Source organism: Klebsiella sp. 10982, assembly GCF_048589245.1.
GTDB classification, from domain to species: Bacteria; Pseudomonadota; Gammaproteobacteria; order Enterobacterales; family Enterobacteriaceae; genus Klebsiella; species Klebsiella quasivariicola.
The window spans coordinates 97,733-122,186 of sequence record NZ_JBMAXV010000004.1 but is presented as its reverse complement, the minus strand read 5'-3'; the positions used below and the strand labels follow the sequence as shown (position 1 = coordinate 122,186).

25 protein-coding genes are annotated in these 24,454 nt (G+C 56.0%); 16 read left to right on the top strand and 9 right to left on the bottom strand.

The features are described from left to right. Positions 1–60 precede the first annotated feature (60 nt). Positions 61–1,113, top strand: coding sequence for an AbrB family transcriptional regulator (locus tag ACKLKD_RS04980; protein WP_025714175.1), 1,053 nt, complete (start codon positions 61–63; stop codon positions 1,111–1,113). Between the two features lie 70 nt (positions 1,114–1,183). Here the strand turns inward: ACKLKD_RS04980 and tpx are convergent, their stop codons facing one another. After that, positions 1,184–1,690: a thiol peroxidase gene (tpx, locus tag ACKLKD_RS04975; RefSeq protein WP_025714176.1), complete on the bottom strand. Its 507-nt coding sequence runs from the start codon at positions 1,688–1,690 to the stop codon at positions 1,184–1,186. A gap of 102 nt (positions 1,691–1,792) precedes the next feature. On the opposite strand from tpx, the gene ycjG reads away from it, so the two are divergent. Continuing rightward, positions 1,793–2,758 (top strand): L-Ala-D/L-Glu epimerase, encoded by a 966-nt coding sequence (gene ycjG / locus ACKLKD_RS04970; RefSeq protein ID WP_087805985.1) that lies wholly within the window; start codon positions 1,793–1,795, stop codon positions 2,756–2,758. On the opposite strand, the gene mpaA is transcribed toward ycjG, so the two are convergent. Next, positions 2,755–3,462: a murein tripeptide amidase MpaA gene (gene mpaA, locus ACKLKD_RS04965; RefSeq protein ID WP_087805983.1), complete on the bottom strand. Its 708-nt coding sequence runs from the start codon at positions 3,460–3,462 to the stop codon at positions 2,755–2,757. The genes ycjG and mpaA overlap by 4 nt on opposite strands. 72 nt (positions 3,463–3,534) lie before the next feature. Here mpaA and ACKLKD_RS04960 point away from each other — a divergent pair, with 72 nt between their 5' ends. Together ACKLKD_RS04960 and ACKLKD_RS04955 are read left to right on the top strand one after the other, a co-directional pair. After that, entirely contained in the window at positions 3,535–3,651 is a 117-nt protein-coding gene (locus tag ACKLKD_RS04960; RefSeq protein ID WP_012542015.1) for a hypothetical protein, read from the top strand. Further along, on the top strand, positions 3,648–5,264 hold the full coding sequence (locus tag ACKLKD_RS04955) for a peptide ABC transporter substrate-binding protein (protein ID WP_025714179.1): 1,617 nt from the start codon (positions 3,648–3,650) through the stop codon (positions 5,262–5,264). The genes ACKLKD_RS04960 and ACKLKD_RS04955 overlap by 4 nt, the downstream gene beginning before the upstream one ends. Positions 5,265–5,431: 167 nt before the next feature. On the opposite strand, the gene ACKLKD_RS04950 is transcribed toward ACKLKD_RS04955, so the two are convergent. Continuing rightward, the gene (locus tag ACKLKD_RS04950) at positions 5,432–5,818 is read right to left on the bottom strand and encodes a VOC family protein (protein WP_004179496.1); all 387 of its coding nucleotides are present in this window, start codon (positions 5,816–5,818) and stop codon (positions 5,432–5,434) included. Between the two features lie 230 nt (positions 5,819–6,048). Here ACKLKD_RS04950 and ACKLKD_RS04945 point away from each other — a divergent pair, with 230 nt between their 5' ends. Further along, on the top strand, positions 6,049–6,882 hold the full coding sequence (locus tag ACKLKD_RS04945) for a DUF6216 family protein (RefSeq protein WP_004176445.1): 834 nt from the start codon (positions 6,049–6,051) through the stop codon (positions 6,880–6,882). Positions 6,883–7,006: 124 nt separating this feature from the next. Here ACKLKD_RS04945 and ACKLKD_RS04940 read toward each other — a convergent pair whose 3' ends face one another. Further along, complete coding sequence (locus ACKLKD_RS04940; protein ID WP_004152138.1) at positions 7,007–7,891, bottom strand: LysR family transcriptional regulator; 885 nt, start codon at positions 7,889–7,891, stop codon at positions 7,007–7,009. Positions 7,892–8,063: 172 nt separating this feature from the next. Here ACKLKD_RS04940 and ACKLKD_RS04935 point away from each other — a divergent pair, with 172 nt between their 5' ends. The 3 genes from ACKLKD_RS04935 (at position 8,064) to ACKLKD_RS04925 (ending at position 11,423) form a co-directional block, all read left to right on the top strand. Beyond that, a complete protein-coding gene (locus ACKLKD_RS04935) occupies positions 8,064–9,200 on the top strand; it encodes an alpha/beta hydrolase (RefSeq protein ID WP_025714180.1) in 1,137 nt (378 codons plus the stop codon). 72 nt (positions 9,201–9,272) lie between these two features. Further along, on the top strand, positions 9,273–10,475 hold the full coding sequence (locus tag ACKLKD_RS04930) for an MFS transporter (protein ID WP_042929794.1): 1,203 nt from the start codon (positions 9,273–9,275) through the stop codon (positions 10,473–10,475). 78 nt (positions 10,476–10,553) lie between these two features. Continuing rightward, positions 10,554–11,423, top strand: coding sequence for an aldo/keto reductase (locus ACKLKD_RS04925; RefSeq protein ID WP_087805981.1), 870 nt, complete (start codon positions 10,554–10,556; stop codon positions 11,421–11,423). A 7-nt stretch (positions 11,424–11,430) separates the two neighbouring features. Here ACKLKD_RS04925 and ACKLKD_RS04920 read toward each other — a convergent pair whose 3' ends face one another. Further along, entirely contained in the window at positions 11,431–14,115 is a 2,685-nt protein-coding gene (locus tag ACKLKD_RS04920; RefSeq protein WP_087805979.1) for a hybrid sensor histidine kinase/response regulator, read from the bottom strand. Between the two features lie 2 nt (positions 14,116–14,117). Continuing rightward, positions 14,118–14,552 carry a globin gene (locus ACKLKD_RS04915; protein WP_025714185.1) on the bottom strand — a complete coding sequence of 145 codons (435 nt, stop codon included), beginning with the start codon at positions 14,550–14,552 and terminating at the stop codon, positions 14,118–14,120. A 106-nt stretch (positions 14,553–14,658) separates the two neighbouring features. Between ACKLKD_RS04915 and ACKLKD_RS04910 the strand changes: the two genes are divergently transcribed. The 4 genes from ACKLKD_RS04910 to ACKLKD_RS04895 are packed head-to-tail and all read left to right on the top strand — an operon-like array spanning position 14,659 to position 16,927. Continuing rightward, positions 14,659–14,913 (top strand): hypothetical protein, encoded by a 255-nt coding sequence (locus ACKLKD_RS04910; RefSeq protein WP_080897190.1) that lies wholly within the window; start codon positions 14,659–14,661, stop codon positions 14,911–14,913. A 26-nt stretch (positions 14,914–14,939) separates the two neighbouring features. Then, positions 14,940–16,136 (top strand): PP2C family protein-serine/threonine phosphatase, encoded by a 1,197-nt coding sequence (locus ACKLKD_RS04905; protein ID WP_227686748.1) that lies wholly within the window; start codon positions 14,940–14,942, stop codon positions 16,134–16,136. Continuing rightward, entirely contained in the window at positions 16,126–16,464 is a 339-nt protein-coding gene (locus tag ACKLKD_RS04900; protein WP_025714188.1) for an STAS domain-containing protein, read from the top strand. Before ACKLKD_RS04905 ends, ACKLKD_RS04900 begins: the two co-directional genes overlap by 11 nt. A 19-nt stretch (positions 16,465–16,483) precedes the next feature. After that, complete coding sequence (locus tag ACKLKD_RS04895) at positions 16,484–16,927, top strand: ATP-binding protein (protein WP_025714189.1); 444 nt, start codon at positions 16,484–16,486, stop codon at positions 16,925–16,927. Positions 16,928–16,980: 53 nt separating this feature from the next. Here ACKLKD_RS04895 and ACKLKD_RS04890 read toward each other — a convergent pair whose 3' ends face one another. Continuing rightward, positions 16,981–17,169, bottom strand: coding sequence for a hypothetical protein (locus ACKLKD_RS04890; RefSeq protein ID WP_008805199.1), 189 nt, complete (start codon positions 17,167–17,169; stop codon positions 16,981–16,983). 302 nt (positions 17,170–17,471) lie between these two features. After that, positions 17,472–18,386 carry a LysR family transcriptional regulator gene (locus ACKLKD_RS04885; protein WP_087805977.1) on the bottom strand — a complete coding sequence of 305 codons (915 nt, stop codon included), beginning with the start codon at positions 18,384–18,386 and terminating at the stop codon, positions 17,472–17,474. 108 nt (positions 18,387–18,494) lie between these two features. On the opposite strand from ACKLKD_RS04885, the gene ACKLKD_RS04880 reads away from it, so the two are divergent. Further along, positions 18,495–19,256: an SDR family NAD(P)-dependent oxidoreductase gene (locus ACKLKD_RS04880; RefSeq protein ID WP_087805975.1), complete on the top strand. Its 762-nt coding sequence runs from the start codon at positions 18,495–18,497 to the stop codon at positions 19,254–19,256. 215 nt (positions 19,257–19,471) lie between these two features. Continuing rightward, positions 19,472–21,004 (top strand): HD domain-containing protein, encoded by a 1,533-nt coding sequence (locus tag ACKLKD_RS04875; protein ID WP_087805973.1) that lies wholly within the window; start codon positions 19,472–19,474, stop codon positions 21,002–21,004. Between the two features lie 197 nt (positions 21,005–21,201). Here ACKLKD_RS04875 and ACKLKD_RS04870 read toward each other — a convergent pair whose 3' ends face one another. Then, positions 21,202–21,768: a DJ-1/PfpI family protein gene (locus tag ACKLKD_RS04870; RefSeq protein ID WP_080897185.1), complete on the bottom strand. Its 567-nt coding sequence runs from the start codon at positions 21,766–21,768 to the stop codon at positions 21,202–21,204. Positions 21,769–22,367: 599 nt separating this feature from the next. Here ACKLKD_RS04870 and tssB point away from each other — a divergent pair. After that, complete coding sequence (tssB, locus tag ACKLKD_RS04865) at positions 22,368–22,859, top strand: type VI secretion system contractile sheath small subunit (protein WP_025714937.1); 492 nt, start codon at positions 22,368–22,370, stop codon at positions 22,857–22,859. A gap of 42 nt (positions 22,860–22,901) precedes the next feature. Next, entirely contained in the window at positions 22,902–24,446 is a 1,545-nt protein-coding gene (tssC, locus tag ACKLKD_RS04860; RefSeq protein WP_080897184.1) for a type VI secretion system contractile sheath large subunit, read from the top strand. The last annotated feature ends 8 nt before the right edge of the window (positions 24,447–24,454 follow it).

Here is a 24,454-nt window from a genome sequence, read left to right as displayed (position 1 = left end):
GCAAAGCGGGCAAAACCTGTATATACTGGTTTTTTAATTCTTTTTCCGGGGTGGTGCATCTTGGCGTCGCGTCTCGCGATCGGGCAATGGCTAACATTGCTGCTGCTCTCTGTTCTCTTCTCCGCGCTGCTGTTACGACTTCATCTGCCGGCGGCGCTGCTGCTGGGGCCGCTCATCGCCGGCATTATATTGAGCCTGCGCGGGGTGAAGCTGCAGATCCCCCGCGCTTGTTACCTGGCGGCGCAGGCTATTGTCGGCTGCATGATCGCCCGGGCGATCAACCCCTCAGTTTTTAGCGTGCTGTTCAGCAACTGGGCGCTGGTGCTGGCGATCCTGTTGACCACCCTGGCGATCAGCGGCCTTACCGGCTGGCTGCTGGTCCGCTACAGCGCGCTGCCCGGCGCCACCGGCGCCTGGGGAAGTTCTCCCGGCGGCGCGTCGGCAATGGTGGTGATGGCCCAGGAGTACGGGGCCGATGTGCGGCTGGTGGCGCTGATGCAGTATCTGCGGGTGCTGTTTGTCGTCGGCGCGGCGGCGCTGGTGGTGCGTTATGCGTTGGGCAATGAAGCGCAGGCAATGGCTCAGGATATTGTCTGGTTTCCATCGTTGACCCTGAATTTCCCTTTCACGCTGCTGCTGACGGCGCTAGCCTGTTGGTTGGGCATGCGGCTGCGCATCCCCTCCGGGGCCATGCTGTTGCCGATGCTGCTTGGCGCGCTGGCGCAGGGGAACGGCTGGGTGATGCTGGAGCTGCCGGAGTGGCTGCTGGCGATGGCCTATGCGGTGCTCGGCTGGACGGTCGGTCTTCAGTTTAACAAAGCCATTTTTCTGCTGGCGCTGAAGACGCTGCCGCAGATTATCGCCTCCATCCTTGGGCTGATCCTGATGTGTGCCCTGATGGCCCTCGGCCTGACCCACATTCTGCAGATGGACTTTATGACCGCCTATCTGGCGACCAGCCCTGGCGGGCTGGACACGGTGGCGATTATCGCCGCCGGCACCCGGGCGGATATGTCGTTTATTATGGCGCTCCAGACGCTGCGGCTGTTTACCATTTTGCTGACCGGCCCGGCGATGGCGCGGGCCATCTCCCGCTATGCGCCGCGGCAATAAAAAGCCCTCGCAGAGCGAGGGCCGGGCAGAGCGGATGTCCGCAGGCGCGATGCGCCCGGGCCGTCTGTTATCAGGCTTTCAGGGCGGCCAGCGCGGCGTCGTAGTCCGGCTCTTCGGTGATTTCGTTCACCAGCTGGCTGTAGACGACCTGATCGTTCTCATCGATAACGACCACGGCGCGAGCGGCCAGGCCTGCCAGCGGACCTGTGGCGATAGTGACGCCGTAGTCAGCCAGGAAGGACGCGCCGCGCAGCGTGGAAAGGGTCACCACGTTGCTCAGGCCTTCCGCGCCGCAGAAGCGGGACTGGGCGAACGGCAGGTCAGCGGAAATGCACAGCACCACGGTGTTGTCCAGTTCAGCGGCCAGCTGGTTGAATTTACGCACTGATGCGGCACACACGCCGGTATCAATGCTCGGGAAAATATTTAGTACTTTACGTTTGCCGGCGTACTGGCTCAGCGCGACGTCAGAGAGATCTTTGGCGACCAGCGTAAACGGCTGCGCTTTAGCGCCTGCCTGCGGAATGGTGCCCTGAACAGAAACGGGGTTGCCCTGGAAATGCACGGTTTGTGACATGGTTATCTTCCTGTTTACATATAGTTAACGTCGCGAGTAGTGTATGACATCCGCCAGCTACACGGCAAACCCTATTTAACATTTACCTGTGAGGACAAGGGAATGCGCAACGTGCGAGTGTACGAGGAAGCCTGGCCGCTACATACCCCCTTTGTGATCGCCCGCGGCAGCCGCAGCGAAGCAAAAGTGGTGGTGGTGGAACTGGAAGAGGACGGCGTGAAAGGGGTGGGCGAATGCACACCGTATCCCCGCTATGGCGAGAGTATCGCCTCGGTGATGGCCCAGGTGATGGCGATCGGCGAGCAGCTGGAGGCGGGCCTCACCCGCGAACAGCTGCAGCGGTTGCTGCCGGCAGGCGCCGCGCGCAATGCCATTGACTGCGCGCTGTGGGATCTGCAGGCGCGACGCGAAGGCAAAACCTTGCCCCAGCTGTTGGGCGTGGCGTTACCTAACCGGGTGATCACCGCCCAGACGGTGGTGATTGGCACGGCGGACCAGATGGCGGCCAGCGCCGCGGCGCTGTGGCAGAAGGGGGCTCAGCTGTTGAAGGTGAAGCTTGACGACCGGCTGATCAGCGAGCGGCTAATCGCTATCCGCCAGGCGGCACCGCAGGCCACGCTGATTGTCGACGCCAATGAGTCCTGGCACAGCGAGGGGCTGGCGGCGCGCTGTCAGCTGCTGGCCGACCTCGGCGTGGCGATGCTCGAGCAGCCGCTCCCTGCCGACGCCGACGCGGCGCTGGAAAACTTCGTTCATCCGCTGCCGATTTGCGCCGATGAGAGCTGCCATACCCGGGAGAGTCTGCCGCGGCTGCGCGGACGCTATGAGATGGTCAACATCAAACTGGATAAAACGGGCGGCCTGACCGAAGCGCTGGCCCTGGCCGGGGAGGCGGAACGGCAGGGCTTTGAACGGATGCTGGGCTGTATGCTCTGCACCTCGCGCGGGATCGCCGCCGCGCTCCCCCTGGCGCCGCTGGCGCGCTTTGCCGATCTCGATGGACCGACATGGCTGGCGGTGGACGTCGAGCCGGCGCTGCGGTTCAGCACCGGCGTGCTTCATCTTTAAGCCTGCCAGCGCAGCAAATCGGTCATCGCCGGCAGGTAACGCTCTGTTGCCTCGTCGGCGGAGACCGGCGGGAACTCGGCGGTGATACAGGCAAGGCCGATATCGGCGCACCAGCTGCCAAAGGAGCCCGGCGTGTCATATCCCACGCTACCCACCAGCGGCAGGGAGAAGGCGTCGGCCAGCCAGCGCCCCAGCGGGCTGTGGCCCGGGTCTTCGATACAGGCCAGCGGATCGTGAAAGGAGACTACCCACGCCGGATGGATCTGATGGATCAACTGGCACAGCGCCTGGGTCTCCCGCTCCGAACCCGGCTGCTCGCCGGTCAACAGCACCACGTCTCGCTCTTCTGCCGCGCTGTTCCAGCGGTACACCGTTTCCCCTTGCTTCCAGTTAGCGGCTGGAAAGTTACGGTTGAGGTCAACGCCACGGGCGTTGGCCCGCAGCCCGAGCTGGCAGCCGTCAGGATTGACCGTCAGCACCACGTGATGACGGCGCAGCTCAGGTTTCAGGGTGCGCAGGGCGCAGGAGAGGGTCACAATCGACGAGTTCTCATCACCGTGGGTGCCGGCAATAATCAGCCCGCTACGGCTGTCGGCCTGCAGCGCAGGAAACCACAGCAGCGGCGCGCCCAGTTCCGAGCTGCCGTACTGCCGGGTTCCCGGCGGAAAGTCGCCGCGCTGCGGGCGAGGGCGTGAAATAGACATAGGGCTTCCTGTGTGTCGTTATTATTCAGTGTTGGCGAAAAGTGTGTCGGGATCAAACCCATTCCCTGAGGCGTGAAATCCGACGACACATCAATTTTCTATCATATGTCGTTTGCAATTTCAGGTGATGAAACAAATAATTATCGCTCTGTTGGCGGTATTTTTTTCATTTTAAAGGGGATCTTATGAAGTATCCTGTCGCTTTGACATGCGGCGCGCTGTGGTTAGCCAGCGTATCTTCTTTGGCCTGGGCGGCGGATGTACCGCCGGGCACGGTACTGGCGGAAAAACAGCTGTTAGTACGCCATATCAAAGATGAACCCGCCTCGTTAGATCCCGCCAAAGCGGTGGGCCTGCCGGAAATCCAGGTGATCCGCGATCTGTTTGAAGGTTTAGTTAATCAGGATGCGAAAGGCAACCTGGTTCCGGGCGTGGCGACCCGCTGGCAGAGCAACGATAACCGCGTCTGGACCTTCACCCTGCGTGATAACGCCCGCTGGTCCGACGGCACGCCGGTTACCGCCGAAGATTTCGTCTATAGCTGGCAGCGTCTGGTGGATCCGAAAACCACCTCGCCGTTCGCCTGGTTTGCGGCCCTCGCGGGGATCGCTAACGCACAGAACATTATCGACGGTAAAGCCGCGCCGGAGACCCTGGGGGTCACCGCCGTCGATGCCCACACCCTGCGGGTGCAGCTGGATAAACCACTGCCGTGGTTTAGTAATCTGACCGCCAGCTTTGCCTTTTACCCGGTGCAAAAAGCGAATGTCGACAGCGGCGCGAACTGGACGCGGCCCGGCAGCCTGGTGGGCAACGGCGCCTATATTCTGAAAGACCGCGTGGTCAATGAAAAACTGGTGCTGGTGCCGAACACACAGTACTGGGATAACGCCAAAACGGTGATCCAGCAGGTCACCTTTGTGCCGATCAACCAGGAGTCTGCTGCCACCAAGCGCTATCTCGCTGGCGATATCGATATCACCGAATCTTTCCCAAAGAATATGTATCAGAAGCTATTGAAGGATATTCCGGGGCAGGTGTATACCCCGCCGCAGCTGGGTACCTACTACTACGCCTTTAATACCCAAAAGGGGCCGACAGCGGACGAGCGGGTGCGACTGGCGCTAAGTATGACCATCGATCGCCGGGTGATGGCGGAGAAGGTGCTGGGGACCGGAGAAAAACCGGCCTGGCGCTTCACCCCGGACGTGACGGCCGGCTTCACCCCACAGCCGTCGCAGTTTGAGAGCATGAGTCAGGCCGAGCTTAATGCCCAGGCGAAAGCCCTGCTGGCTGCCGCCGGCTATGGCCCGAATCGTCCGCTGAAGCTGACGCTGCTGTATAACACCTCGGAGAACCACCAGAAGATAGCCATCGCGGTGGCGTCGATGTGGAAAAAGAACCTCGGCGTGGAAGTGAAACTGCAGAACCAGGAGTGGAAAACCTATATCGACAGCCGCAATACCGGCAATTTCGACGTGATCCGCGCCTCGTGGGTCGGGGATTACAACGAGCCGTCCACCTTCCTGTCGCTACTGACCTCCACCCACAGCGGAAATATCTCGCGCTTTAACGATCCGGCGTACGATAAAATCCTCGCCCAGGCGGCGGTGGAGAATTCGGCCAAAGCGCGTAACGACGATTACAACGCGGCGGAGAAGATCATTATGGTCAAAGCGCCGATCGCGCCGATCTACCAGTACACTAACGGCCGGCTGATTAAGCCGTGGCTGAAAGGCTACCCGATCACCAACCCGGAAGATGTGGCCTACAGCCGTACCATGTATATCGTGAAGCACTAACCGGTCGTGGTTGCCTGAAGATGTCAGGCAACCATCGCTGAACTCCGCGCTGGCGCGGCTTGCAGCGCCAGTTTCTCCTGCTCTCCTTCTCCCGATACAGCAGAAAGCATGACTTTTCTGGCAGTATGGCCGACTGATGCCAGGTTCTACCATCTGGTCGCGAAGCATCAGAAGATCTCATCCGCCGGGTTTTTATCATGATGCTCAACGTATTCGGCAACCATGCCATCCGGATGCCGAACCAGCATGTTCCAGCCGGTTGGCACGGCCTTCACCGGGTTGATAATCGTTGCCCCGGTGGAAGGCAGATGTTTCTCCCAGGCGGTAATGTCGTTTACCAGGAAAGTGGCCTCGGTGGCGCGAAACGGCGCCAGGCTTTGCTCGGTTCCGCCAATTAAAAGCACGGAACCCACCTGCGCCAGTTTGAGATCGTATTCGGGATAGTCGAAACGCAACCTTGCCTTCTGCGCGATGAGATTTTCGTAGAACGAAACGGTATCTTCAAAGCGGGCAATCAGCACGCATCGACGGATCAGGATATTGAGGACTTTCATTATATCTCCTTCGCCATTTTCTCAGAGATAGCGTAGCAGCACTGAGGTGGAATGTAAGGCTCAAGTAGCAGAAGAGCGTGACGTATAGTTGTGGCCTGCGTATAAGAAGATATCGGCAATGACCTTGTGCGCTGGATAAGAAAAGTTGCAGTTAAAAAATATTTATTTTTTAATGATGCTGTGGTGTGATTGCTGAGCATACGATTAGCGGGATGATTAAGAGGGGCTAGATGGAAAGTTTAATTTCTTCGATATGGAATTTTGATGGACTGATAAATAGCGCGTTAATTTTTGTTACTTTTGGTTTATTAGGAGTGTTTATCTGGAAACGGGCAGGATCCGCATATTCTTTATTGAACCGGCTATGGGAGTTCTGCCTGGGAGGGAAAACGTTTCACGACGGTAAAATAAATGCATATTTCAATGAGAGAAATGATGTTGAACGTTTTAATGTTTTATTTAATGTCGGCGCAAGAAATAAAGAAGAGATCAAGTCACTGATTAACTGGACGAAAAAGAAAAATATAGATATTCGTCATGTCACAGCCGCGAAAGGATGGTTTGAAATATCAACGCTTAAGGCAATAAAACCATTATTTATCGCTAACGTTGGTGTATTTGTCTCTTGTGTGTTAACTATGCTGCTATTATCAAATTTTATGTTGCTGGCATTGAAGCCATCCGCATTAGTACGATTAGGCGATGACAAGTCATGGGTTTGGATTAATGATCATATTGCTGAGAGTTCGATCTGGACCAATAATTACCTTCCCCTGAACTGGACTGAGTGGAAGCTCGATAAAAAACAGTGTGAAAGTGAAGATTTCGATAAAACGGTTTTCTCAGAAAAAGCGGGGATAAGTGTGCGCTCGGTTGACAGGATTTGTGAGAACTTTTCAAGTGGTTCGTTGAGTGATACTATAAATAATATTATTAAAAATCAAAAACTGGCATGGGTTTTGGCTATTTACCCCTTCATCTTTACGATTATTTGCTTTTTTAGCTTGTTACGCAGAGGTGCTGCTTCTAAACTTTATAATGAAGTACATAACTCACAAAATTAATATTTATATAAATTCATTTCCGTCTGGCATTACTGTTTGCATCGATCGGAATTAAATGACAGGTCCGAGTACAGAAGCTGTCACCGGCCGCTACCGGTTGCCTGCTGCCTGCAGGCAACCTCAGCTACATTCGCAATGTATCAATGACCGCTCTCAGCGCGGGCGACACATTGCGGTGCGGGTAATAGAGAAATGAACCTTCCAGACGCTGGCTATAACGCTGGAGCACCCGGATAAGCGTGCCCTGGGCGAGATCGTCGGTAATCAGTTCTTCCGGGACATAGGCCAGCCCCAGACCGAGCCTCGCCGCTTTGGCTTCCATGTAGCTATCGGCGAAAGCCCACTGTCCCTGAGGCGGGTGGGTAATTTTTTTGCCATCCACATTAAGTTCCCAGGCGTAAAGGCTGCCGTCGCCGAACTGATAAGCGATGCAGGGGTGGGCGACTAAATCGGCGGGCGTTTGTGGAAAGCCGTAGCGTCGAAAATGTTCCGGGGTACCCACCACCGCCATCTCCATATCGGGCGAAATGCGTACCGCAATCATGCCGCTTCCGACTTCCGGGCCCAGACGTACGCCCGCATCAAATCGCTGCGCAATAATATCGACAAACCGGCTTTCGCTGATCAGTTCCAGTCTGATATCGGGATAGCGTTGTTTAAATACTGCCAGCTTCGGCAGCAGGACTTTATCAATGGCATGCTGGCTGGCATTGATGCGTACCGTACCGGAGGGCGTTTGACGATAGTGGGCCAGCGTGGCGAGTCCCATATCTAAGGCGTCGAAACCGGATTCGACATTGTGATAGAGCTGCTCACCCGCCTGAGTGAGCGACAATCGGCGGGTGGTGCGCACCAGAAGCTGAACGCCCAGCCGCTCTTCAAGTTCACGAACCGCACGGCTTACACCGGACTGCGCCAGGCCAAGTCGTTGCGCTGCGGCGGTAAAACTGCCTTCCCGCACCACCTGCATAAACAGATAGAGGTCATTATAGTTTTCCCGTTTCGCCATTCTCCTGCCTCGTCACCCAGATGCCATTTAGAACAATATGGTATTAATTTTAGCACTTTTCAGCCTCTAATCAGAACCATTACTGCTGGCTACACTAAGCGCACGACAACAAAGCACAGCAGCGTTGTCTACTGAAGACTTGCATTGATCACGTTTATTTAGGGGAATTTTGATGACGGTTTTCACCAAAAAACTGACAGCCGCGATACCCGCCATGCTGCTTTGCGCCTCATTAACTGGAGTCACAACGATGAGCTCTGCTGAGACAACTAACCCGAATGCGCCTGTTTCAATGATTGAAAAATGGGACAAAACTTTTGCTGAGAGTTCGAAAGTGGATCACCGTAAGGTGACCTTCCAGAACCGCTACGGGATAACCTTAGTTGGCGATCTCTACCTGCCGAAGGATCGCGGTGAACGCAAACTGGCAGCCATTGCCGTGAGCGGTCCCTTCGGCGCGGTAAAAGAGCAGTCCAGCGGCCTGTATGCCCAGATGCTGGCCGAACAAGGTTTTGTCACCCTGGCGTTTGACCCATCGTATACGGGCGAAAGCGGTGGCTACCCACGCAACGTGGCCTCACCGGATATCAATACCGAGGATTTTAGTGCCGCGGTGGACTTTCTGGGCCTGCAAAAAGAGGTGGATCGCAACCGTATCGGTTTGCTCGGCATTTGTGGTTGGGGCGGTATGGCCCTAAACGACGCGGCGATGGATACACGCGTCAAAGCGGTGGCGACCAGCGTAATGTATGACATGAGCCGCGCGATGGGGCATGGGGTGGGCGATGGCAAAGACCGCTATACCACTGCCGATCGTCGCGCCGTACTGCGCTATCTGAACGTGCAGCGCTGGAAAGATGCGGCAAACGGCACCTTCGCCCCCGGTGGGCATGACATTTATGTTGATGATAAGGGCAACGTCAGCGCTGCCGATCGTATTTTGCCGGAAACCTTGCCCGCCAACCCCAACCCGGTCCTGAAAGAGTTCTTCGATTATTACCGTATGCCGCGTGGTTTCCATCCGCGTTCGGTTAATTCAACCGGGGCCTGGAATGCAACGATGCCGCTGTCGTTTATGAATATGCCGCTGCTGAGTTACGCCAGCGAAGTGACTATTCCGACGCTTATCGTGACCGGCGAAAAAGCCCATTCACGCTATTTTGCCGAAGATGCCTTTAAGGCCATCGGCAGTAAAGAGAAAGCGCTGGTGATTGTCCCAGGCGCAAACCACGTCGATCTCTATGACAACGTCGCGGGCAAAATTCCCTTTGCGACGTTCGCGCAATTTTTCAAAACCAACCTGAAATAGATCTCCTGTGCCGGAGACATCCCCAAAGCCGCCACGCGCCTGCGGGCGGCTTTGTCTTGTCGGAGAGAAATAATGTCTGCATTAGGTCACACCCGGGCACACTGGAGCGGCGTCCTGGCGATGACGCTCTGCGTATTTGTGCTCATTGCCTCAGAATTTATGCCGGTCAGTCTGTTGACACCCATCGCGGGTGATTTACACATTACCGAGGGATTAGCCGGTCAGGGCATTGCGCTTTCTGGCGCGCTGGCGGTACTGACCAGCCTGACGATATCCCGTCTTACCGGATCGCTGGACCGTAAATGGCTGCTGCTGGGGCTCACGGCGTTGATGGCAGCCTCTGGGGTGATTATTGCCCTGGCGTCCAGTTTCCCGTTTTATATGCTGGGCAGAGCGCTCATCGGGATCGTCATCGGCGGCTTCTGGTCGATGTCGGCGGCAACGGCCATTCGGCTGGTGCCGCAACGCCAGGTCCCCCGCGCACTGGCCATCTTTAACGGCGGCAACGCGCTGGCCACCGTTGTGGCAGCGCCGCTGGGCAGCTACCTGGGGGCCACCGTCGGCTGGCGCGGCGCCTTTATATGTCTTGTCCCGCTGGCGGTGCTGGCCTTCGTCTGGCAATGCATTAGCCTGCCGTCGATGAAAAGTCCGCGCGCACCACAGCGGCAGGGATCGGTGCTGCGTCTGTTCCGTCTTTCTACGCTATCCCTGGGATTGCTGGCCTGCGGACTGTTCTTTATGGGACAGTTTACCTTATTTACCTATGTGCGACCGTTTCTGGAGACGGTGACCCAAGTCAGTCCTTCTGGTCTGTCCCTGATATTGCTGGCAATGGGTATCGCCGGTTTTGTCGGCACGCTGCTTATTACGACCGTTCTGAATGCCCGATTTTATCCGACGCTGGTGGCTATCCCTTTGTTGATGGCCGCAATTGCCGGAACGCTTCTGTTGGCCGGACACCACACGGGATCGGTCGCCGTACTGTTAAGCCTGTGGGGGCTGCTGGCGACGGCGGCGCCCACCGGCTGGTGGACATGGATTGCGCGGACGCTGCCCGAGGATGCGGAGGCGGGCGGCGGGCTGATGGTCGCCGTGATCCAGCTATCGATAGCCCTCGGGTCAACGGCAGGCGGCCTGGCGTTTGATCGTCTGGGATGGCACAGCACTTTTGCACTGAGCGGTTTGTTACTGCTGGGTGCCGCGGGAGGGAGCGTCCTGCTCTCTGTCAAACACAGGTCATCTCAGCGCAACGCGATTAATGAACTGGATGCATAGGTCAAATCAGGATTGACCGTCTAATCGTGACGGCGTTTTTGGCTTACCATTGCTTTTTTACATGATGAGGGCTTCACCGTGGACTATTCAGTATTAAGTAATGCTCGCAAAATGCCGATGTTGGGTTTTGGCGTTTTCAAAGTGACCGATAAAGCGGAGTGTAAGCAGGCGGTGTTGAACGCCATTCGCACCGGTTATCGCCTCATCGATACTGCCGCCGTCTATGACAATGAAGACGCCGTCGGTGACGCCGTCCGTGAAGCTATTGCACAAGGTCTGTGTACCCGCGAGGAGCTTTTTATTACCTCTAAACTCTGGGTTCAGGATATGGCCAGCGGCGAGTTAGCGGCAGCCGGTATTGCGGCGTCATTAAAAAAATCGGGCCTGGAATACTTCGATCTTTATCTATTACATCAGGCGATGGGGGATTATTTCAGCGCCTGGCGCGCGCTGGAGGAGGTTTATGAGGTCGGTACCCTGAAAGCGATCGGTGTCTCCAATTTCTACCCCCATGTGTTAGCTAACTTCTGCGAAACCGTCAGAATCAGGCCGATGGTGAACCAGGTTGAACTGCATCCTTATTTCGCGCAGCCTGCGGCGCTGGAAACCATGAAGCATTATCACGTTCAGCCGGAAGCGTGGGCGCCGTTAGGCGGTGGCAGACATAATCCGTATCAAGAGGCGATGCTGCAGGGGATTGCCGATGCCCATCAAAAAACCATTGCGCAGGTTATCCTGCGCTGGAACGTGCAGCGTGGCGTCACGGTGATCCCTAAATCCACCCGCCAGGAGCGTATTGAAGAGAACTTTGCCATCTGGGATTTCTCGCTCACCACGAGCGAAATGGCGCAGATCGGCGCCCTGGATTTAGGTTACGTTGGCGAAGCGGTGAAACACTTTAACCCTGAATTTGTTCGCAGCTGTCTGGGGGTGAAAATCCACGACTGAGAGGAGCTTAGCGTGAAGCCGCCTGCGCTCTGCGCCGCAGCCACAAGTGGCAGCCTGTGATCGCCTCAGCCAGCGCGTCGCGCAGAGCGTCAGACACGGTTTGGTCGGGCGACGTCGCCTGGCTCTCCAGCTGCTGGAGCACCCCGGCAAGGCGTTGAAAGCCGAGGGTGACCGCCTCGCCGCGCAGCTTGTGGGCGGTACGGCGCAGCGTCTCCCGGTCATTAGCATCAATGGCGTGGGTGAGGGCGATGACCGCAGCATCAAGCCCTTCAGCGAAGAGTCCCAGCAGCTCCTCGACCAGCTCAGGATCGTCGGCGCACTGTTTTAGCAGGTGGGCCTCGTCCGGCAGGCCTTCCCCTTCCTCCAGACCGCAATCTTCCGCTGCGCCGACGAGGGCGATGGCTTCCCGTAGCGCCTCCTGACTCACCGGTTTGGCGATATAGCCGTCGAAGCCCATCGCCAGACAGCGCTCTCTATCGCCCTGCATGGCGTGGGCGGTCATGGCCATCGCGGGCTGGTGCTCCCGGCCCCGCGCCAGCGTCTCTTCGCGCAGCAGGCGGATGGCGGTTTCACCGTCCATCTCCGGCATTTGCAGATCGATCAGCAGGAGATCCCAGCAGGCGGCGCGCCAGCGCTCCAGCGCCTCCCGGCCGTTGTTCACTACCTCGCAGCGGTGACCAAGCTGCTCCAGCAGCCGTCTGGCGACCTTCTGGTTAACCAGATTGTCCTCGGTCAGCAGGATATGCAGCCCGGCCTGGGCCCTGACCGGCGCCGCAACGGGGGCTGGCGTTGTTGTCGCCACTGGCGTGGGGACCAGAATACCGGCGATAACCTGATGCAGTTCGCGCTGCGCCACCGGTTTATGCAGATAGTGGGCGATACCGATGCGCTTAAGCATATTGGCGTCAAAATGACGGCTCATGGAGCTGAGCATAATGATCTGGCTCTGCCGTGCTTCGGGCAGAGCGGACAGCTCCAGCGCCAGCGATACGCCGTCCATGTCCGGCATCTGCGCGTCGAGCAGGATCAGCGGCCAGGGCGGCCCTTCGGCGGCCCGGCGTAACGCCTCGCCGGCGTTGTCCACGCAGGTCGGTATCAGTCCCATCTGGCGAAGCATGGTGTCGAGCAGGCGCAGGTTGGTGCTGTTGTCGTCAACCACCAGCACCCGCTCATTGTTGAAGCGTCCCGGCGGGGCGTTAGCGGAGGCGGTGTGCAGACCTGCCAGCGGCAGGGTGAAGGCAAATTCGCTGCCCGCCCCGGGCTGGCTCTCCACCATCAGCTCGCCGCCCATCAGGCTGACCAGGCGGGCTGAAATGGTTAACCCCAGCCCGGTGCCGCCGTAGCGGCGGGTGGTAGAGCTATCGGCCTGGCTGAAGGCTTCGAAGATCGCCTTTTGCTTCTCCGGGGCGATGCCGATCCCGGTATCGCGAATGCGAAAGCGCCAGCGGCTTTCGTCGTCGGCCGGCGCTATCGCCAGCAGAACCTCCCCCTGATGAGTGAACTTCAGCGCATTACCCAACAGGTTAGTCAGGATTTGCCGCAGCCGGGGGCCATCGACGATCAGCACCTCCGGTACCGCAGGGGAGATATCCACCAGCAGCTCAATACCCTTTTCGCTGGCGGCGGGCATATGCGGGCGGATCAGCGACTGAATAAAGGGGCGGATCTCCAGCGGCTCTTCGTCCACCTGCATCTTGCCCGACTCAATGCGTGAGAAATCAAGAATGTCGTTAATAATGTGCAGCAGCGACTGGGCTGAGCTCATCACCAGCGAAAGGTACTCCCGTTGCTCCGCGGTCAGCGGCGTGTCGAGGCACAGCTGCGTCATGCCGAGAATGCCGTTCATCGGGGTGCGGATTTCGTGGCTCATATTGGCGAGGAAGGCGCTTTTGGCCTCGTTTGCCTCGCGGGCCTCCTTCGCCGCCTCAATGGCCAGCAGCTCTGCGGCTTTGCGCCGGGTAATATCCTGCAACGTCCCGATCACTCGCTCTGCCTGTTGCTGCATATTGAGGGTGACGATTTGCCCGGAGAGCAGCATCCAGCGCCAGCCCTGCGTCGGGTGCTGGACGCGAAGTTCACATTCAAAAACCGGCATATGCTCGTTTTGCGAGGCGATCATCGCCTGTTGCAGGGTAGTGCGATCGTCCTCGTGGACCAGATTGAGCATAAAACGCAGCGGATAGCGCCACTGTGTCCGCGACTGGCCGACCATCGCCAGCAGGGTGTCATTCACCTGGAGATTGTCGTGGGAGACCTGCCAGTCCCAGATACCAATCTGGATCGACTCCGCAGTGAATAAAAAATCGTCGTGAAGCTGGTGACGTGCGCGTCGGGCGTCGTCAAGCTCGGTGATGTCGGTATGCAGACTGACAATTCCACCATCCCCCAGCCGCTGATGCTGGACGTACAGCCGACGTTTTCCCGATTGCCTGACTTCGCAATGGTTCGCCTGGCGGCAGTTGCGGATAATCGTCTCGCGTAGCGTCTGTTGCCGGCCAGGGTCGATGTTATACCCGGCATCAATGAACTTCTCCGCCAGGCTCTCCAGGGGAGCGCCGACGGCGAGCCAGGGCGCGATCGTTGGATAAAACAGCGTCACCTTATCATTCCAGGCCTGCAGTCGTTCGCGATCATCGTAGATCATCACCGCTGAGGGCAGGACGTTGAGGTCGACACGGTTATCGGCGCGCATGATCACTGACCTGCGGTCTGATAGTGGAGCTCCGCCTGGCGGCGCAGATACTCAAGACCAGGGGCGATCGCCATTGCCCATGCAGTGAGGATCTCTTCATCGCACAGTGGATCGCTGGCGCGGACGGTTTTGAGCATTGCTTCTCGCCACAGCGCAAAAAACCGCGGCGGCAGACGCAGGCCTTCCTCGCTCTGCTCGCGTGCCAGCCGTTCCAGAAAATCGGGTACAAAGAGGTCGCCGTTGACCGCCAGCATGGCGAAAAAGCTTTTAAAGATCATCTGCTGGCCTTCCTCGCCCGGGCGTCGTGAGAAGTGCTGCTCCGTCTCGGGCGACATATGGATAAAGGTGCTGTAGAAGGCCTGAAAAAAGCGCTTTTTATCGTGCTCCGGTACGACGCGATTCAGACTGGCTTCAAAAAGATCGCGATAAAACTTCATGGTGCGTTCCTCATGACCCGTTCGCCCGGCAGCGGCCGGGCGGGCTAGGATCCGCAGGCGACACGCGCTGGCCATGCATGAGTTTTCCCCTTACAGGATTTCCTCGTTGCCATTCTGCGGTAAAGCGGGCCGCCGCTCACCCGTCTTTATCCAGCATCAGCCACACGATACTTTTGCTGACCAGCCATTTATCGCCGGTTTGTCGCTACAGTCGATTGGCGTTGCCGTCAGGTTGGAGTATAGCCTGGTTGACAACCCCGTTGCTGATGAGCAAGCCAACCCGCTACTGACTAAACTGATAACGTACAGCGGCAAGTTTCGTGAAGGCACGGTCAGCCTGATTTGGTTCCTGCCGATTTAGGAGGCGCAATGTCGGCATAGCACGTCCTGATTGTTGAAGATTCGCTGGTTTATCGTCGGCTGTTGAGCCGAATGTTGACGCAGTGGGGCTATATCGTCAGTGAGGCGGAAAACGGCGTCGCTGCACTGGCGATCCTGGAGAACCAGTCCGTCAGCCTGGTGATTAGCGACTGGGAAATGCCGGAGATGAATGGCCTGACGCTGTGCCGGGAAGTTCGCCGCCGCCACTTTGGCCACTACGTTTATCTGATATTGCTCACCGCCCGCGAAAATCCGGGCGATTTAACGCTGGGGTTTGAGGCCGGGGCCGACGATTTTCTCAGTAAGCCGGTGGAGCAGAGTGAACTGCGGGCGCGGCTGCATGCCGGGGCGCGGATCCTCTCTCTGGAGTCTGACCTCGCCGCGCGCAATGCGCGGCTGAGCGAAGCGCTGCGGCAGATTGAGCACGATTTGGAGCTGGCGGCGCGCATTCAACAGTCGGTTCTCCCCGCCCATCAGCTGTGCCATCAGGGTTTTTTCTCCGACTGGATATTCCTGCCGTCGGCCTGGGTATCGGGGGATATTTTTAATGTTTTCCCACTGGGGGATCATCTCGGGTTTTACTGCGTGGATGTCTCCGGGCACGGCGTAGGGGCGGCGATGATGTCGCTTGCCGTCGCCCGCCAGTTTCTGCATGGCAGGGCGGTTGAGCGTTTTCTTTTTACTGCAGACAACCAGCCGGCGTCACCAGCCGAGGTGGTGCAGATCCTGAATGGTCGTTTTTGTAGCGACGAGGCAGATATCGTCAGCTATTTCACCCTGATCTATGGCGTCATCGACATGAAGACCGGCGCGGGTAAACTGTGTCAGGGCGGTCATCCTACCCCCTTTATTGTTAGCCTGGATGGAAGTGTTCGGCGGGTCGGCAGCGGTGGCGCGCCGGTGGGGCTGATAGACAATCTCTCATGGGCAGATGTCAGCTTCTCGCTGGCGCCGGGGGAGCGGCTGTGCCTCTTCAGCGACGGTATTACCGAATGTGAAAACCTGAGCGGCGAACAGTTTGGCGACGTGCGCCTGCAGGGTTGTCTGCAGGATGGCGTGAGGCTTTCGCTACCTACGCTGCTGGCGGAATTTGCCGGGCATCTCACTCGTTGGCGCAATGGTGATGGCCGTGAACCGCAGGCAATGGCTGATGATGTGTCACTCTTGATTATTGAACGTACAGGGGACAGTGATGAAAATTGATACTGAACGGCAGGCCTCGGTCACGATCCTGACGCCGGTTGTGCGGCGGCTGGATGCTTCCGTCGCAGTGGCCTTTAAAGCGGCAATCGTCCAGGAGATAGGCGAAGCGCCCGGCGATCTGATTGTTGATTTCAGCAAAATTGATTTTATCGACAGTAGTGGTCTGGGAACGCTGGTTTCTCTGATGAAAATGATGAACGGAAAAGGTGAGATGACACTGTGCGCGCTGAACCCTGGCATCCGCAATATGTTCACGCTGACCCGTATGGATCGTATTTTCCGTATTTGCGAGGATCGCATTTCAGCGCTTGCGCAGTTAAATCAGTGATGTGCCCGTGAATAGCATCATGATGTTTCCTGCCGAACTCACCTCGCTTTCACCGCTGGCGGAGTGGCTTGCCCAGCAAATGGCTCCGCTGCCTGTCGGGGAGGAGTGGCGTTTCGCGCTCGATCTCGCCGCCTGTGAAACGGCGACGAATATTATTCGCTATGCGCTGCATGAGGATGGGCAACGTCGTTTTGGTGTGGAATTTAGGGTCGTGGACCGACGGGTGACGTTGCGCTTTACCGACGCGGGGGAAACCTTTCCCGCCGAGCGCCTGGCGCTGGCGCGTAGTGATGAGCACTTTGATGTCGATCCGTTAGCGGAAAGCGGTAGAGGCTTGCGGCTTATTCTGCGTGCGGTGGACTGTTTTGACGTTGAAATTAATGCAGGGAAGAATATTACCACCCTGATAAAAGCGTTGCCTGGTCCCGCTGTTAATCATTCAACCGACAAAAACGGCGGTTGATAAAAAGACACCATCCGCCTGGCGGATAACAGGCATACTTTACCCACGCATACTTATTGTTGTGCCTGTGCAGTGGACTGCGCGCCCAGATGACGAGGGCGGATAGCATCAAATGTCATCATCGCCGATTTGCAAAAAATACATTTTGCACCGAAAGGGTTTTTTTCCGTCACGTCAAACTGAGAGGTTCGGTACTGGGAGCCATGGCAGCATGGGCATCTAAAATGGATATGTTCGATCATAATATAAACCTTGTATGGGTAATGTTCTGTTGAAAAGACAATGGTCGTTTTCAGGAAAATTAACGCGGCTATTTTTTGTTAGTGGTAAGCCGGGTTTTGGGTCAGATGGCGGCTTATTTCGTGAGCCGATAGGGGATCTGACAGGGCCTGTTTACAGAAAAAGCAAAATACTAACGGGACTGCTCAAAGGAAGGTGGTATCAGGGATAACGCCTGGAGATGAGAACTCGTACTCAGATAATAACTTTTCGTCTGGTAAATCGACACAACGATTAACGCACGTGCCGCGAATAATAGCAAATATTATTTTAGCCTTCCGGATGCCTGCTGTGTCAGGGGTGCCTTCATCAGCGCCGTCACCCAGTCGATAAATACCTGTACCCGGGCAGAGAGCTGCCGGCTGCTGGGATAGAGCAGTGACAGCGGCAGCGGCGCAGGGCGATAATCAGCGAGAATTTCAACTAATGCGCCAGCCGCCAGATCGGCCATAAGACGGGGCAAGGGCGCCTGGTACAGGCCAAAGCCAAGCCTTGCCGCTTCGGCGCCGACGTCGGCATCTGAGGTCAGCAGCCGGCAGGGCAAACTGACCTCGGTCTGAAGGCCATCCAGGGTAAAGGTCAGCGGCAAGGTACGGTGCGTACGCGATGACACAAATCCAATCATCTGGTGATCCGCCAGCCCGTCGATCGTTTTCGGCGTACCGTACCGGGCGAGGTAGGCCGGGCTGGCGCAGGTGATCTCCTGCAGCCTGGCGAGTGACCGGCAGATCATCTCGCTGTCGGGAAGATGACCACCGCGAATGACGCAGTCGACACCTTCGCGAACCAGATCGACGTCGCGCTCGCTTTCGCCGATCTGCAGGGTAATGTCAGGATAGCGGGCGAGAAACTGCGGCAGCGCGGGCAGAAGCAGGGTCCGCGCCAGGTTACCCGCCACGTCTACCCGAATAGTGCCGGAAATGCTCCCCCCGGCGCTGCGGTTGGCCTCCTCAAGCGCAGACAGAATGGACACGCAGCGCTGATAATACAGCGAGCCCTCCGCCGTCGGCGTTACGTGTCGGGTAGTGCGCTGTAGCAGCCGGGCCCCGAGGCTTGCCTCCAGCGCCTTAATAGCCGCAGTCGCCACCGGCCGGGAAACCCCCAGATCCGCGGCCGCGGCGCTGAATGAGCCACGTTCGACGATGCGCACGAACAGGGTCAGGGTATCCAGTCTATCCATGACATTGTTCCAGCTGGCAAAACAATCCTGTCGCGCAACGCGGTCTTATCGTCGGCATGCAGAAGCCTATAATCGCTCATGTTTTCAGCAGAGATAAAAGGGGGAAACATGAACAATAGCGCAAAAATTGCCCTGGTGACAGGCGGCAGCCGCGGCCTGGGGCGCGCGACCGTTGAAGCGCTGGCTCAGCGCGGCGTAAATGTAGTACTGACCTACAAAACGCGTCTTGTCGAGGCGAGCGAGGTGGTTAAACGTGTTGAAGCACTGGGCGCCCGGGCGATCGCGCTGCCCTTCAGCGCCGGCGACATCGACACCTTTGACGCGTTTGTTAGCGCCTTTCAGGGCGCGCTGGCGGAGCTGGGTGCCGGTAAATTTGATTATCTGGTCAATAACGCCGGCAACGCCAGCGGCATGGGTTTTCTTAACGCCACGGAAGCGGAATTCGATGCGCTGTATCGTATCCACGTGAAGGGCGTTTTTTTCCTCAGCCAAAAACTATTGCCGCTGCTGGCAGACGGCGGGCGAATAGTGAATGTCTCGTCCGGACTGACCCGCATCGTGATGGCGAACCGGGCGCCCTATGCGATCATGAAATCCGCGGTGGAAACCCTGACCCGCTATATGGCGTTTGAGCTGGGCAGTCGCGGGATCTCGGTTAACTGCGTGGCGCCCGGCGCCATCGCCACCGATTTCAGCGGCGGGGCGGTGCGGGATAACCCGCAGGTCGCCCAGGCTGTCGCCGCGATGACAGCGCTGGGCCGGCCTGGCCTGCCAGAAGATATCGGGCCGATGATCGCCTCGCTGCTATCTGAGGATCATCGCTGGGTGAATGCCCAGCGAATTGAAGTCTCCGGGGGAATGCGCATCTGAGCGGAGAAAACCGCTGCCGTTTTCATCCTTAGTCAATCGGTGTGGCAGAGGATGCCGGCATCGCGCAACGCTGAGCAGAGAGAAGGAAATAAAATCTGCCGCGTTGCTCATTAAAGAGTAGTGATTGACCTTATTGCCTGAATGCGCAAGATTATTGTTGAATAAACAGCCAATATACTAAATATATTTAATACACTTATGATAGGATTAAAGATATGGATTTTGAAAATGAATTGACCAGCAAGATTCTTGATCCCATTCATGGCACTATTCGTTTGACGATGCTCGAGATTGCATTTATCAATCACCCCCTGTTCCAGCGCTTACGCAATATTAAACAGAACTCTTTTTTATATAAGGTGTTTCCCTCTGCGGTGCACAGCCGCTTCGAACACTCTCTTGGCGTACTGCATTTATCAAGTGAAATACTCAATAATTTACGTCTCAATGCGATACGCTATCAAAAGAAATATGATGATGGCCATGTGTTTTGTCATATCGATCAGATACCAAAACACAACATTCAGGAGTTGAGACTGGCTGCGCTGATGCATGACATCGGGCATGGGCCTGTATCCCACCAGTTTGAGAGTTTTATGCCCAGTAAGCACGAATTCTCCGATGTTCTCCCTAAAGCCTTCCATTCGGTCATCGATGTATTAAGCAAGCCAGATCAGAAAGTTGAACATGAACAGCTCTCGCTGCTGTTCAGCCTGATGATTTATGATGATCTGAGAAAACAGGGTAAGGTCGATGACGAAATAAAAATAGAAAACGTGCTAAAAATCATCGAAAAAAGATACGGTGACCAACAGATCATTGAGGAAATTAATGGAGAGGCAACAGATATCCTGCCGTTAATGACCTCGATTATCTCTTCCTGTCCGATCGATGCCGATCGGATGGATTACTTGCTCAGAGACGGCTATTTCTCCGGGGTTAAATGTGGCATCTACGATTACAATCGCTTGTTTATGTCTATTGTGCCTGTCGAGGAAGAGGGAAAACTGTACCTCGCTTACAAAGAGAGTGGAATTGACTCGATCGCTGAGTTTATCGGGGCGCGCTCAAGCCTTTTCTCACAGGTGTATTACCATAAAACAAACCGCGCCTTTGCGACGATGTTGAGCAAGTTATGCGAGCTTATGCAAAGCAAGGATCCACAAAATGTCATTATCACCGATGTTAGCGACCGTATTGTTGACCCTGGCGTTGAAAGCTTCATTGACGTGCTGAAGGATTTTTATTTAGCATGCAGTGATGATTATTTTTTGAATGAAAAGCTTGGTGAATGGATAGATATCAGCAATACCGAAGCGGTTAATAAAAAAATACTTGATGACATTATTAACCGACACCCATGGTCGAAGGTCTATGAGGCCAAGCACTCTGTTTATAAAGCTAACATCGCTGACAAGGAAAATAAGGCGTGGAAGAGTCAACTCACCGGGTTATTGACTTCTGTATTACAGCCTCATTTCAAACCACATGAATTTGCCGTTGATATTGTCTCCGACTGCGCCTTTAAAGACCTGGATAAAACCGAAGTTAAGCTTTTGGTGAAAGATCTTAAGAACCGCTACGAAATAAAACCGTTAATTGAATGTGGTGATAAGTTAAATCAATATCAAATCATCAAATATTGCATTCGGGTATTTGTTGACCGCGATATCAAAGCACGCGTAACTCCTGAAATAATCTATAAAATCAATGAAATAGTGGTAAAGCAGATCGCGTTGCTGAATTGATGATGCCCGCCAGGGCAGCGATAAACCTTTCAGGGTCTGGCTTGTTTACCGGACCCTGGAGATAAGCGAGAAATCGTGGTGCATCGTCGCTGTCGGGATTGCATAAAACAGCACTACCGTCCGTTACTTTACAACGCCCTGAGGCATATCCTCCTCAGGGCGGCGGGTGGCTCAGCAAAAACGCCGGCTCAGTATGATTATTCCGCCAGCAGGGCGGCGAATTTCGCCAGCCACTGCGGGTGGGCCGGCCAGGCGGGAGCGGTGACCAGGTTACCGTCCACATATGCCTGGTCGATACCGATCTCGGCATAGTGTCCGCCGCTCAGGCGCACTTCCGGGGCACAGGCGGGATAAGCGCTGCAGGTGCGGCCCTGGAGAATACCGGCGGCGGCCAGCAGCTGCGGGCCATGGCAGACGGCGGCGATAGGTTTACGCGCGGCGTCGAACGCCTGTACCAGTTTAATAACCTCCTCATTCAGGCGCAGATACTCCGGCGCCCGGCCGCCGGGGATCACCAGCGCATCGTAGCTCTCGGCCTTTACTGCGGCGAAGTCAGCGTTCAGCGTGAAGCGATGGCCCGGCTTTTCGCTATAAGTCTGGGCACCATCAAAGTCGTGGATCGCGGTCATGACATAGTCGCCGGCGGCTTTATCCGGGCAGACGGCATCGACCTGGTGGCCAATCATTTGCAGTGCCTGAAAAGGGACCATCGTTTCGTAATCTTCGGCATAATCACCGACCAGCATCAGGATCTTCTTGCTCATCGTGGTTACTCATTGTGGGAGAAAAGGTGTCTTAGATATAGCCTGGCGCTCCGCAGAATGCGAACTGTCCTGAAGCGAGGCGACAGCGACATGAGCGTCTTGTTATCAGCATCATGTTTTTCCGGCAATGGCGCTCTTTTTAGCCAGCCCCTGTGGCCGCCCACGATACGACGTCAACTGTGCCCCGGTCGGGGTTGAGAAGAACCAAAGCCCTTGCGTACGGCGCCGTTTCGCGCAGGTGCGTTGTCCGCGATCCACCTACCTTGCGACAAGGGGTTACGAACGCGCGGTGCTATCTGGAGAGAATAATGCTAACAATGGCATCGCTATTTATATTCATATATTTTATATTTTTATGGGTGCTTTAATATTTTGCATAAATATCATCTGTATCAAAATCTATTATTCTTATCATTGATTTTTTATCATCCATTAATGAACATGTGTAATTCTTGTTGTTAAGAGAAAATATCTTCATCTTATGAATATATTTAATAAATTTTCTTGTTAAGTTGATCGATAATCTATTTTTGTTTTATGATTGCCGCGTTTTACACTGTCAACTCTTTACTCATTATTCCCTAAGGAAAGGAACTGCTATGGCTGATACGTTCCAGAATGAAGTCCCCAAGGCTCGCATTAATCTCAAATTATCTCTCCATACCGGCGGCGCGCAAAAAAAGGTTGAACTACCGCTCAAGCTGCTTACCGTCGGTGATTTTAGTCATGGCAGGGAAAACCGGCCATTATCGGAAAGAGAAAAAATCAGCGTCAATAAAAATAACTTCAACAGCGTACTTTCGGAATTTAGCCCGGAAGTAAACCTCTCGGTGCCAAATACGCTGACCGGCAACGGCGAAGAGGAGAATGTCAGGCTGCGTTTTACCGATATCAAAGATTTTGAACCGGAGCAGGTTGCCCGACAAATTCCGCAACTCCGCGCCATGCTGGCAATGCGAAATTTATTACGCGATCTCAAATCCAATCTTCTCGATAACGCCACTTTCAGAAAAGAGCTTGAGGCAATCCTGAAAGATCCGGCGCTGTCCCAGGAATTACGTGACGAAATGAGTGCACTTGCCCCGAAATAATTTCGAGGCAAGTCTGTTAATGGATTAACCGGGAAAATGCTAATGTCTGTTACCACAGAAAATGCTCCTGTTCAGGGGCAAACCACGCTGCAGGAAAATAGGGCGGGCGAGGGCGTTTACGCCTCGCTGTTTGAAAAAATTAATCTCGCCCCGGCGTCTCGCCTCGGGGATATCAACGACTTTCTGGACGATGCCGCGCTCTCCGAGGCGCCGGCGGCAGAACGTCTCACCGCGGCGATGCAGGTGTTTATGGAGCGCATCCGACAGTCCGGCCAGCGGGTGGACAAGCTCGACAAAACGCTGATTGATCACCATATCGCCGAACTGGATTTCCAGATAAGCCGCCAGCTGGACGCGGTGATGCACCACCAGGAGTTTCAGCAGGTCGAATCCCTGTGGCGCGGCCTCAAACAGCTGGTGGACAACACCGACTATCGCCAGAACGTCAAAACGGAGATCCTGGACGTCGCCAAAGACGATCTGCGCCAGGACTTTGAGGACGCGCCGGAGCTTATCCAGAGCGGCCTCTACTGGCACACCTATACCGCGGAGTATGACACTCCCGGCGGCGAGCCGATCGGCTCGGTGATCTCGGCCTATGAGTTCGACGCCAGCCCGCAGGATGTGGCGCTCCTGCGCAATATCTCCCGCGTCTCTGCGGCCGCCCATATGCCGTTTATCGGCGCCGTCGGCCCGGCCTTCTTCCTGAAAGAGACCATGGAAGAGGTGGCTGCTATTAAGGATATAGGCAACTACTTCGATCGCGCGGAATATATCCGCTGGAAATCATTTCGTGAAACCGACGATGCCCGCTACATCGGTCTGGTGATGCCGCGCGTGCTGGGTCGTCTGCCGTACGGTCCGGACACCGTGCCGGTGCGCAGCTTCAACTATGTCGAGCAGGTGAAAGGTCCGGACCACGAAAAGTATCTGTGGACCAGCGCAGCGTTCTCCTTCGCTTCCAATATGGTGAAGAGCTTTGTCAATAACGGCTGGTGCGTGCAGATCCGCGGTCCGCAGGCCGGCGGCGCGGTGAAAGATCTGCCCATCCACCTGTACGATCTGGGTACCGGCAACCAGGTGAAGATCCCTTCTGAAGTGATGATCCCGGAAACGCGCGAGTTTGAGTTCGCCAGCCTGGGCTTTATTCCGCTGTCGTACTACAAAAATCGCGATTATGCCTGCTTCTTCTCGGCCAACTCCGCGCAGAAACCGGCGCTGTATGATACTGCCGACGCCACCGCCAACAGCCGTATCAACGCGCGTCTGCCTTATATTTTCCTGCTGTCGCGCATCGCGCACTACCTGAAGATGATCCAGCGCGAGAATATCGGCACCACCAAGGACCGGCGTCTGCTGGAGCTGGAGCTGAACACCTGGGTGCGCAGCCTGGTGACCGAAATGACCGACCCGGGCGACGAGCTGCAGGCCTCACATCCACTGCGCGATGCCAGCGTGGTGGTGGAAGATATCGAGGACAACCCGGGTTTCTTCCGCGTGAAGCTGTACGCGGTGCCGCACTTTCAGGTCGAGGGAATGGACGTCAGTCTGTCGCTGGTCAGCCAGATGCCGAAGGCGAAGGCGTAGGTCCGGAC